This window comes from Herbaspirillum sp. LeCh32-8 (assembly GCF_017814915.1).
GTDB lineage: Bacteria > Pseudomonadota > Gammaproteobacteria > Burkholderiales > Burkholderiaceae_D > Herbaspirillum.
In genome coordinates this window covers 276,843-288,502 of record NZ_JAGIPZ010000004.1, presented here as the reverse complement: position 1 = coordinate 288,502, position 11,660 = coordinate 276,843, and the positions used below count along the sequence as shown (strand labels likewise).

Annotated in this window: 6 protein-coding genes; 5 read left to right on the top strand and 1 reads right to left on the bottom strand. The window is 65.3% G+C overall.

What is annotated here, in order from left to right:
- Positions 1–240 precede the first annotated feature (240 nt).
- From J8I26_RS10575 to J8I26_RS10565, 3 genes are read left to right on the top strand one after another with little or no spacing between them, the layout of a single operon-like run.
- Complete coding sequence (locus J8I26_RS10575) at positions 241–1,920, top strand: ShlB/FhaC/HecB family hemolysin secretion/activation protein (protein ID WP_245200250.1); 1,680 nt, start codon at positions 241–243, stop codon at positions 1,918–1,920.
- A 1-nt stretch (position 1,921) separates the two neighbouring features.
- Complete coding sequence (locus J8I26_RS10570; RefSeq protein ID WP_209606884.1) at positions 1,922–5,950, top strand: filamentous hemagglutinin N-terminal domain-containing protein; 4,029 nt, start codon at positions 1,922–1,924, stop codon at positions 5,948–5,950.
- Positions 5,951–5,977: 27 nt separating this feature from the next.
- Complete coding sequence (locus tag J8I26_RS10565; protein WP_209606882.1) at positions 5,978–6,742, top strand: FecR domain-containing protein; 765 nt, start codon at positions 5,978–5,980, stop codon at positions 6,740–6,742.
- A 25-nt stretch (positions 6,743–6,767) separates the two neighbouring features.
- Here the strand turns inward: J8I26_RS10565 and J8I26_RS10560 are convergent, their stop codons facing one another.
- The gene (locus J8I26_RS10560; protein ID WP_209606880.1) at positions 6,768–7,541 is read right to left on the bottom strand and encodes a 3',5'-cyclic-nucleotide phosphodiesterase; all 774 of its coding nucleotides are present in this window, start codon (positions 7,539–7,541) and stop codon (positions 6,768–6,770) included.
- Between the two features lie 523 nt (positions 7,542–8,064).
- On the opposite strand from J8I26_RS10560, the gene J8I26_RS10555 reads away from it, so the two are divergent.
- Entirely contained in the window at positions 8,065–9,738 is a 1,674-nt protein-coding gene (locus J8I26_RS10555) for an HD family phosphohydrolase (RefSeq protein ID WP_209606877.1), read from the top strand.
- Positions 9,739–10,071: 333 nt separating this feature from the next.
- Positions 10,072–11,637: a hypothetical protein gene (locus tag J8I26_RS10550; protein ID WP_209606875.1), complete on the top strand. Its 1,566-nt coding sequence runs from the start codon at positions 10,072–10,074 to the stop codon at positions 11,635–11,637.
- The last annotated feature ends 23 nt before the right edge of the window (positions 11,638–11,660 follow it).

The following is an 11,660-nucleotide window of genomic DNA, read 5'->3' as shown; positions in this document are numbered from 1 at the left end:
CACCGGAAAGACGTTTCGCTTCAGGGGATTTCCATCATTTTCAGTCTGACATCCGTCGCTACGGAGCGCGCTGCGTGCGCGCCTGTTTTGCGCGCGGACAGCAGCGCGGTGGAACGGCATGGCGAAGGTGCAGCAGCGCCGACGAGTTGAACGGGCAGGGCAGGCCGGCGCACCGGCAGCCCTTGCGTGAGCAAAAAAGAAACGGGGAGGCGGGCCATCAGGCGACCGCCCGCAGACACGATGAAACAAGGCTTTCAGCAGTACTTCATGGGGATGGCGCTGGTCACGACAGCGCTGGGCGCATGCGCGCAGACGTCGACGGCAGCAGCGCCAGCGGCCGCTGTCGCCGCCAGCGCCGACGAGCGCTTCGATATCAAGCGCTTCGACGTGCAGGGCAACACCCTGCTGTCGGCGGCGCAGATCGAGCAGGCGGTGGCGCCTTACACCGGCCCCGGTCGCGTCTACGGCGACGTGCAGCGCGCGCTGGAAGCGCTGGAGAACGCCTACCGCAGCGCCGGCTTCAGCGCGGTGCAGGTGTTCGTGCCGGAGCAGGAACTGACGGCCGGCGTGGTGCGCATCCAGGTCAGCGAAACTGTGATCGGCAAGGTCACCGTGACCGATAACAAATACTTCAGCGAAGCCAACATCCGCGCCAGCGTGCCCGCGCTGAAGGAAGGCGCGGCGCCCAACCTGCGCCGTATTTCGGAGTCGGTGCAACTGGCCAACGATAACCCGGCCAAGCAAGTCAATGTGGTGCTGGCCGCCGATGAAGGCGAAGGCAAGGTCGACGCCAACATCGCCGTCACGGACAACAATCCCATTCGCGTGATGCTCACCGCCGACAACACCGGCTCGGCCGACACCGGCCGCTGGCGCACCGGCGTGGCGTTGCAGCACTCCAACCTGTTCAACCGCGACCACGTCGCTACCGTGGCCTACACCACCTCGCCCGACAAACCGTCCAGCTCCAAGGTCGACCTCTACTCGCTGGGCTATCGCGTACCGTTGTACGCCTATGGCGACAGCCTCGACTTTATCTACGGCAAATCCAACGTCAGCAGCGGCACCACGCCGACGCTGGGCTCGACCCTGGCCATCACCGGCAAGGGCGATGTCTACGCGCTGCGCTGGAACCACTTCTTCGCGCGCCAGGGCGAGATCACCAGCAAGCTGGTCACCGGGCTCGACTACAAGCGCATCGATTCCACCTGCAACCTGAACGGCGTTTCCATCGGCGGCAGCCTGATCGAAACCTGCCAGCCTTACTCCACCATGCCGGTCAGCGTGACCTACAGCGCGCAGCGCCAGAGCGTGGGCGAGGTGGTGGACTACAACTTCGGCGTGGCGCGCAACATCGCCATGGGCCAGCCGCATCGCAGCTCGGCGCTGGGCGAATCGGACCGCTACTCGGCGGTGGCCAGCGGCCGCCGTTCGGCCGATCACTTCGTGATCCTGCGCGGCGGCGCCAGCTACTTCAAGGGCTACGCCAGCGACTGGCAGATGCGCCTGGCCGCCACCGGCCAAGCCACCTCCACCGCCTTGCCGCCGGCTGAACAATTCGGCCTGGTCGGCGCGACCACGGTGCGCGGTTTCACCGAGCGTGCAGTGGCCGCCGATAGCGGCGTGGTCGCCAACGCCGAGGTCTACACGCCGGAGCTGCTGGCCAAGACCGAGCTCAAGGGCAATCTGCGCCTGCTGGGCTTCTATGACCTCGGCCGCGGCTTCAACAATAATGCCGGCGGCGTCACGCTGATTCCCTCCACCATGACCGTCGCCAGCCTGGGCGTCGGCGCGCGCTACAACCTGGGTCGCGACTTCGTGCTGCGCCTGGACGTGGCGCGGGTAGCCATTTCAGGCACATCGGCAACCGAAAAACGGGGCGACCTGAATGCCCACCTGAGCGCTGTTCTGGGGTTCTGACATGACAACTACATCCACATCCGCCAAATCCGCGCAGCCGAAGATCGAGCTGCTGCCGCCATCGATCACCCTGCGCGTCGGTCGGCGCCGGCTGACATTGTCGTGGCGGGCGCGCAAGCCCTTGCCGTCGCTGCTGTCCTCGCTGCTGCAGCGTTCCTGGCGTCGCGTGCTGGCGCCGGTGCTGAAGGTGTCGGTAGCCACCGCCGCCGTGTGCGGCGCCTGGCAGACTGCCGCGCTGGCCGCTGCGCCCGCGCCGGGCACGCTGCCCTCCGGTTGGAGCGTGGTCAACGGCAACGTGACCTTCACCCAGAACGGCAATACGCTCAACATCAGCCAGCTGACGCCGCAGGCGATTGCTGAATTCGCCTCGTTCAGCATCGGCTCGGGCGCGGTGGTCGACATTAGTCAACCCGGCGCAGCCGCGGCCTTCCTGGCCAAGGTGACCGGCGGCGACATCTCGCAGATCTACGGCAAGCTGACCGCGCCCGGCACGGTGGTGCTGTTCAACCCCAACGGCGTGATGGTGGGCGCCGGCGGCGTGGTGGACGTGGGCCGCTTCGTGGCGACGACGCTGAACATCAGCAACGACGACTTCCTGGCCGGCAAGCTGACCTTTGCCAAGGATCGCGCCACTGTCGGCGCGGTGGAGAACTACGGCACCATCACCTCCGCCACCGGCGGCAGCGTGTACCTGATCGGCAGCAGCGTCACCAACGGCGGCGTGATCAGGAGTCCGCAGGGCGAAGTGATCCTGGCCGCCGGCCAGACCGTGACCCTGGCCGACACCGCCACGCCGGGCGTGACGGTGAACGTGACCGGCAGCACCGGCGACGTCACGAACCTGGGCACCATCACGGCCGAAGCCGGCCGCATCGGCATCGCCGCCGGGCTGATCACCAACAGCGGCAATATCAGCGCCTCCAGCGTGGTGCGCGAAGGCGGGCGCATCTTCCTGCGCGCCTCCACCAACCTGACGACAACGGCGACCTCGCTCATCAGCGCCGACGGCACCACCGGCGGCAGCATTGTGCTGAACGGTGGCGACAAGGCCTACATCGACGGCGATGTGTCGGCCATCGGTACGGCTGGCGCCGGCGGCTTCGTCGATACCTCGGGCCACGTGCTGGACGTGGTGAAGGCGCCCAAGGTCGGCGCCGGCGGCACCTGGCTGATCGACCCGTTCGATCTTGAGGTCTACGACAACGGCTCGATCTCGTCCGGCACCAACCAAGACAACACCGATCCGCTCAAGAGCGTGGTCACGTCGACCGCCAACGGCGCCAAGATTGCGAACGGCACGATCAACGGGCTGCTCGACAATAACATCAACGTGACGCTGCAGACCGCCGCCGGAGACACGTCGCAGGCGGGCAATATCACGGTGAACGCCGACATTACGAAGCAAACGGCGGGCGCGGCCAAGCTGACGCTCAATGCCGACCAGGACATCCTGATCAAGGCCAACATCACCAGCACCAGCGGCACGCTGGGGCTGGATCTGCATACCCAGTACGCCAACAACAATGTGCTGTCGCCCGGCGTGGTGACGGTCGACAACGCGCGCGTGGAACTGAACGGCGGCATCATGTCGGTCAGCGACGGCGCCGGCAGCAAGGGCGTCAACAACGGCACGCTGGTGCTCAGCAACGCTGCGGTCAGCCTCGGGACTTTCGGTACGCTCAATACCGGCAACCTGACGGTGGGCGAGAACAGCAACTTCAACGCCAACGAGTCGTCGTCGATTCACGCCAACAACATCACCGTGCAGACCAGCGGCAAGCTGAACATGAGCAATGCTTCTTCGCTGTCGGCCAATACGCTCACGGTGGAGGGAGCCGACTATCAGAATGAACGGGATGCGGGCAATATTTCCGCTGACGGCGCTGCATTGTTCAACGTCGCCAATACGGTGAACAACAACGGCGAGATCACGCTGACCAACGTCAGCAACGCGACCGTGGGTTCGTTCTGGAACGGCAATGGCGACGGTGGCGTGGGCAACCTTACGCTCATCAACACCAACTTCACGGTCAACACCGTGTTCGAGAACAAATACAGCACCGTCAACACCGGCGGCATCACCCGCATCGTGCTCAACGGCGACCTGAACAACCGCGGCGATCTTAATTTCGGCGGCGCCGATTCCAGCGACGGCAGCACCAGCATCAGCGGCAGCGGCACCCTGTACAACTACCGCAATATCGTCGTGGCAGGCTTCATGGGTGAAGGCCCGGCCGACAGCGAGTATGCGCATACGCTGACCATGACCAATACCGGCGGCCTGCAGCAGTCGGGCGAGATGACGAATCTGTATGTGTCGAACACCTTGGCCACCGCCAATATCAATGACATCAGCAGCGGCGTCGGCAGCTCGGTACGCGTGAGCGGCGGCGGCAACCTGCTCGTGAGCAACAGCACCAGCATCGATGGCTACCTTGATATCCAGGGCGGCAATGCGACGCTGCGAGGCACAACCAGCCTGGGCGGCAGCACATCGGTCTACGACGGCAATCTGACTGCCGCAAACACCACGCTGTCCGGCGGGATGGACGTGTTCGGCGGCAATGTGACGCTGACCGGCACGACGGCAATTACCGGCACCGGCATTGTCACGGTGAATGGCGGCAACCTGAGTGCCGCCAATACGCAGATCCTCGGCCAGCTCAACGCCCAAGACGGCAACGTGACCTTGTCCGGCACCACGACCGGCACGGGCACCTTGAATGTGTCGGGATATAGCTACTATGGAGAACAGGCGTTTGTTGTGACCGACGCACCGCCTTCGCTGATCTACAGCACCAATGTGGTACTGGGTGACGCGCGCTCCAATCTGAACGTGAATGTGACGGGCGGCCAGTTGGTGCTCAACGGATCGGCGCGCGTCGATACGATGAATGTGACCGGCGGCGTGGTGAACGGACTTGCAGGTTCGCGCCTGAACGTGGCCGAGAGCTTCGCCCAGAGCGGCGGCAACATTACGCTGGCGGACGCGGCGTTGAGCCAGAACTCGGGCAACCTGGTGATCGGCAACATCACCGCCACCAATCTGGTGCTGGAGGCCACCAACGGCGATATCGTCCAGTACAACAGCAGCAGCTGCGGCACCGTGTTCACCTCGCTGCACGTGACCAAGCAACTGATCGCGTCGGCCAGCGGCAACATCAACCTGAGCAATCCCAACACCAATAACCAGATCGCCGCCTTCGCCGCCAACAGCAGCGGCATGGGCAATATCTCCCTGCTCAACAACCTGAACACCACCGACACCAGCGCGGTGACGATCAACGGCGTCAATGCCGCCAACGGCAATGTCAGCATCGAGAACTATGGCGCCATGCGCACCGCCGCCATCGGCAGCAACGCCGACTTCCTCGGCGGCCTGCCCAGCTCCCTGACCGATCCTCAGCCGACGACCGCGCAGAAACTGGCGACGCTGGGCATCAACAGCACCGGTCAGGTCAATGCCGCCAACGGCACCGTCAGCCTGACCACGCATAGCCCGCTGACCATCGGCAGCGGCGGCGTCAGCGCCAGCGGCGGCATTTCGCTGGTTGCCGGCGTCGTCGGCGACCTCACCAGCAACCTGGTGATCAACGGCATCGTCACGACCAGCAGCGGCAACATCAACCTGAGCGGCAACGCGATGAACATCAACGCCAATATCACCGCCCCCGGCGGATCGGTGACGCTGCCCACCGGGATCACCCCGACGTATGCACCGGGCGTGGCCATCACCACCAGCAGCGGCACGGTGATCCCGGTGGCGTATGTTGCGCCGGTGACGGTGTCGACCAATACAGCAGCGACCGTGGCGGCGCAGCAGACCGCGCAGCAACAGCAGAACCAGCAGACGCAAAGCCTGCAGAACACGGTGAGCAGCGCCGCGGTCTCGTCGGAGACCTCGAGCACCACCAGCGTGCAGCAAGCCAGCAATGGCACGCAGACCACCGGCGGCACGTCGGGCACCTTCGGCGACGAGGGTGACGGCAAGAAGGCCTCCGGCAAGAAGCAGCTGCCGATGTGCACCTGACCTATTGAAAGTATTGGCGGACCAAGTATGAAATCGTTGAAAGCAAATCTGTTCGCGGCGGCCTCGCGTCGCCTGGTGCTGCTGGGCCTGGCGTTGGCGATGAGCGTCGCGGCCGGCGCGGCGCAGGCGCAGTCCAAGGTGGTGGGGCAGGTGACCCACCTGTCGGGCGTGCTGACCGCGCGCCATGCCGACGGCACGCGCAACCTGCTGGCGGTGAAGTCGGCCATCCTGGAGGGCGACACGCTGATCACCGAGCGCGAGACCTATACCCGCGTGAAATTCCTCGACAACGCCGAGATCGTGCTGCGTCCGGCCAGTGAAGTGGATGTGAAGAAGTACGTCTACGACGAACAGAAACCGGCCAACGACTCGGTCGCCATCGGCCTGGTCAAGGGCGGCCTGCGCGCGGTGACCGGCCTGGTCGGCAAGCGCAACCACGACGCGGTGAATTTCGATACGCCGACGGCGACCATCGGTATTCGCGGCACCCACTTCGGCGCGCTGTTCTGCCAGAACGATTGCGGCGGCTTGCCGACTCCGAACGGCCAGCCGCCGGCCAACGGCCTGCACGTGGACGTGGCCTCGGGCGCGATTGTGTTGAGCAATCCGGGCGGCTCGGTGGTCTTCTCTGCAGGCCAGTTCGGCTACGTGCCGGGCTTTAACCAGGCGCCGGTGGTGGTGCCGCCCAACCAGGGCGTACCGGTGACGATGCCGCCGGCCATCGCCAACAACGCCAATAATGGCGGCCAGAAGATCGGCGCGGCCAAGCTGGACGCCTGCATCACGCAATAAGCGGGGGGCTGCCGGTATTGGCGCGTCAGAATTCCAGCACGGCGCCAGGCGCCAGCATGCGCGGGCGGTGTGCCCCGTCGCCGGCGGTGATTTCCGCGGCGATCTGCTGCAGCTGGCTGGGCTTGGCATGGGTGACCAGCACCTCCGGGCGCGATCGCAGTTTGGTCAGCTCATCCAGCAGCAGGCTGGGGCACAGGTGCTTGGACAGCAGCGCCAGTTCGCGCTCGCGGTTGGCGAAGGCGGCTTCGATGATCAGGTAGCGCAGGTCGCCGATGGCGTTGACGGCGTCCCACAGCGGCGCGCAGATGCTGGTGTCGCCGCTGAAGGCGAGCGAGGCGCCGGAAGACAGGTCCTGCAGGTGGAAGCCCACCGCCGGCACGGTATGCGTGGCCGGCAGCGGCGTGATGCTGCGATCGCCGATCGTCACGGCCTGGCCGACCTCGATGGTGGCGAAGCGCAGGAAGGGCTGCTCGGGCGTGGGGATGACGCTGAAGTCGGGCCAGATCAGCCAGTTGAAGATGTGCTTGCGAATGATCTCCAAAGTTTCCGCAGTGGCGTACATGGTGATCGGGCTGGTGCGCATCTCGCCCACGCTGTCGACCATCAGCGGGAGGCAGGCGATGTGATCCAGGTGGGCGTGCGTGATGAAGACGTGGTCGATCGCGGCCAGGCGCTCCAGCGACAAGTCGCCCACCCCGGTGCCGGCGTCGATCAGGATGTCGCCGTCGATCAGAAGTGAGGTGGTGCGCATACCGTTCCCGCCGATACCGCCGCTGCAACCAAGGATTTCTACACGCATCGTGACTTGCCGTTTTAAATAGTTTTATATGCCCCCGCGATGCCGGCTGAAAACGATTTCAGGTGTTTTCACGGCATCCGTTGCAGCCCGGAAACCCCCTTCCGGACTGGGTTTGCGACTAATGTAGCAAACTATGCAACAGTGGTTGATGGTAAGTGATTCACGTTGCTAAAGCAATCCGGAGATACCTGAGCGGAATCACTCTTGCTGCGCTTTTTGCGACAAACGGATCCGCGCGGAAACATCAGGCGGAACCAAGCCGAAGAATTGCAGGCGATTTAGGCCCGAGCTCGCCGCAATCGGCCGCCACAGGCCGACATACAATCCGCAGGATGCCGTCAGAGCATCCGCAATAATCGCCAGATCCCGCGTCGCAGTGATGCGGGGAAAGAAAACCGAAACGCAACGCATCAGGGGTCAGCATGCAAGCAGCAGTCAGCCATCCAGCCAGCGCAGCGCGCCCAGCGGGCACGCATTCGCCGGTGCGCGCTTGCCGGTCCCGATGCGCGGCGGAGCACGCAGCATGAACGCCCCCGACCTCAATACCCCAGCCACGCCGAACGGCGTCAACGGCAAGCATCGCGACATTTCCTACCGCCTCGACCAGCTCACCGAACTGAGCCGGGCGCTGGGCAACAGCCGCGACATCCCGCTGCTGCTCGAGCGCATTCTGCTGACCGCCAAGGACATCACCCAGGCCGACGGCGGCACGCTGTACCGCATCGACGAGGCCAGCAACAGCCTGATGTTCTACATCTCGGTCAACGACACGCTGAAGATGCACCAGGGCGGCAGCAGCGGCCAGGCAATCTCGATTCCCAACATTGCGCTGACGCTGGCCGACGGCCAGCCCAACCTGGCGGCCGTGGCGGCCTATGCGGCCAACACGCGCGAGTCGGTCAACATCCCCGACGTGTACCAGGCCACCGGCTTCAACTTCAACGGCATGCGGATGTTCGACGAGAAGTACGGCTACCACTCGCAGTCCTTCCTGACCGTGCCGATGCAGGATCACGAGGGCGAACTGGTGGGCGTGCTGCAATTGATCAACGCGTTGGATCCCGCCACCGGCGCGCCGATTCCGTTCTCCGAGACCGACCAGCACTTCATCGAGGCGCTGGCCTCGCAGGCGGCCATGGCGATGGCCAACCAGCAGCTGATCTATCGCCTGGAAAACCTGTTCGAGAGCCTGATCAAGCTGATCAATATCGGCATTGGCGAGAAGTCGCCGCATACCGGCCGCCACTGCGAGCAGGTGCCCGAGCTGGCGATGATGATCGCCGAGGCCGCGCACGACACCACCGAAGGCCCGCTGGCGGACTTCCGCATGACCGAGGCCGACCGCCGCGAGCTGTGGGTGGCGGGCCTGTTGCACGACTGCGGCAAGATCAGCACGCCGACCCATATCGTGGAGAAGGCGACCAAGATGGAAACCATCTTCGATCGCATCCACCTGGTCGACACCCGTTATGAAGTCTTGAAGCGCGATGCCGAGATCCGCGTGCTGCAGGAAAAGCTGGCGCTGGGCGCGCTGCTGACGCCGGACAAGGCCGCCGAGCTGGACGCCCGCCTGCAGGCCGAGATCGCGCTGATGGACGACGAGCGCGCTTTCCTGCACAAGAGCAACGTCGGCACCGAAGGCATGAAGCCCGAAGACCAGCAGCGCGTGCTGGAGATCGCCGAGCGCCAGTGGCGCGGACCGGACGGCAAGATGCGCAAGCTGCTCGACGACGAGGAAGCCGGCAACCTGCGCATCCGCGCCGGCACGCTCAACGACGCCGAACGCCAGATCATCAACAACCACATCGTGATCACCATCAAGATGCTGGAGTCGCTGCCGTGGCCCAAGCAGCTGGCGCGCGTGACCGAATACGCCGGCGGCCACCACGAGCGCATGGACGGCAAGGGTTACCCGAAGGGACTCAAGCGCGAGCAGATGTCGGTGCAGGCGCGCATCATGGCCGTGGCCGATATCTTCGAGGCCGTCACCGCGGCCGACCGTCCCTACAAGCGCGGCAACACGCTGAACGAGGCGGTCGACATCCTGGCCGGCTTCAAGGCGCGCGACCACATCGATCCCGACCTGTTCGACCTCTTCGTCAAGCACCGGATCTACGAGAAGTACGCCGCCAAGTTCATGCATGACAGCCAGATCGACGAGGTCGACCTGTCGCGCATTCCGGGAGACTGGTCCTGAGGTTGTGAGGACGGGGCGCACGACACGCTGTTCGTCCGCCTTTGCGAATGATCGAATCGGGCGCCGTTCAGCGTCTCCCTGATGTGCAAACAACGCCGCTGGGCCCCTGCTTTCGCAGGGGCGACGGTGTTGAACACCATCGGTGGACTGTCGTTCCTGCGCAAGCAAGCACCCGGCGTCGTTCGGCGCCCCTCCCGTGTCCCTCCCATGCCCAGGCAAGATCAACGCTTCCCCGATCTGCAACAGGGCTACTGTGCCCCGCGCGGCAACTGGGTTATCCTGACGCCTTGCCCCGCAAACCGACAGTCACAGCCCTTCGAGGAACCGTAACACGTGTCTCAGGCAGTAACCCGCACCTCCCCACCCAAAGGCAATTTCTTCAGCCGCCACTGGCGCGGCGACTATTCGCTCGGCCGTTCCTACTGGCTGCATACGGTGCTGCTGTCGTCGCTGCTGCCGGCGTTCTCCATCTCGGTGCTGGCCCGCCTGACCAATGACATGCCGGCGCGCTACGGCGTGGCCGGCGTGCTGGGTATCGCCGCTTTCAGCTATTGCGCCTGGATCTGGGGCGTGCGCGGCTGCTGGATGTCGGCCAGCCGGCACGTGGCGCGCGGCGGGCGGCGCTGGGCCGAGGTGGTGGTCAAGTTCCTGATCGTGTGCGGCGCCATCAGCCTGGTATCCAGCACGTTGCGTTCATCGCACTCCCTGCGCGAACAGTTCGACATCGCGCGCGGCAAGCAGCTGGGGCCGCCGGTGAGTTACCAGGTGCGTGTGGACGGCAAGTCCATCCTGCTGCAGGGCGGCATGAACGACGGCGCCGCCGACGGCTTGGAGCGCATGCTGCAGGCGCAGCCCTCGGTCACCACGGTGGTGTTGTATTCGGCCGGCGGCTGGGTGCGCGAAGGCAAGCTGGTGGGCGAGGTGATCCGCCGTCGCGGCCTGAACACCTATGTGGAGCAGGAGTGTTCATCCTCCTGCACGCTGGCCTTCCTGGCCGGGCGCGACCGCGCCATGGATCCGCGCGCGCACATCGGCTTTCATACGCTGTACACCGTGGGCGGTGACGACCGCATCAACAAGAGCTTCGACCGCAAGCTGACCTTGGACACCTACGGCAAGTTCGGCCTGCCGGAGGAGTTCGTCGCGCACATCGCCGACACGCCGTCCGACAAGAGTTGGTATCCCGAGCTGGGCCAGCTGCTGCAGGCCGGCGTGCTGACGCGCCTGGCGCCCGGCGGGGAGACCGCGCAGCTGGCCACCATCGCCACCTCGCGCGACATCCTCGAAGAGGAATTCAAGAAGGGCGCGCTGTTCGACATCATGGCGCGCTATCACCCCAAGGATTTCGCGCGCATGGTCGACCTGGCCTGGGCGCGCGTGCAGGCGCACGCCAGCGACGCCGAGATCCTGGCGGTGGGGCGCGAGCAGGTCGGCGTCTTGAGCCGCAAGCTGCTGCCGATCGCCTCCGACGAATCGCTGGCCGAATTCCAGCAGCTGCTGCTGGACCAGGCGGTGGCCTTGCGCGGCATCAGCGCCGCCGCCTGCAGTGAATTGTTGTATCCGCGCTCGCGCGCCGATGTCGCCGCCGGTCGCGAGGCGCCGCAATCGGCGCTGCCGCAGGAGTTCGCCAACCGCGAACTGGCGATGACCCAGCACCTGCTGCGCGACGCCGATCCGGCCAAGGCCGGTCGCTTCACGCTGGCCGAGCGCACCCGCGTGATCCGCAAGGCGCTGGCGCCGCTGCCGCAGGAGCAGCTGAAACTGCTGTCCTCTCCCGAGCGCCGCGCCGCCGACCCCGAGGCCACCTGCGACGCCTCGATCGCTTACCTGCGCGCGGTCAACCAGCTGGCGCCTGACGAGCGCCGCACCGCGCTGCGGGTGTTGTATTCGCGCGGTTGACGCTGCGCGGCTGCGCGCCGTCT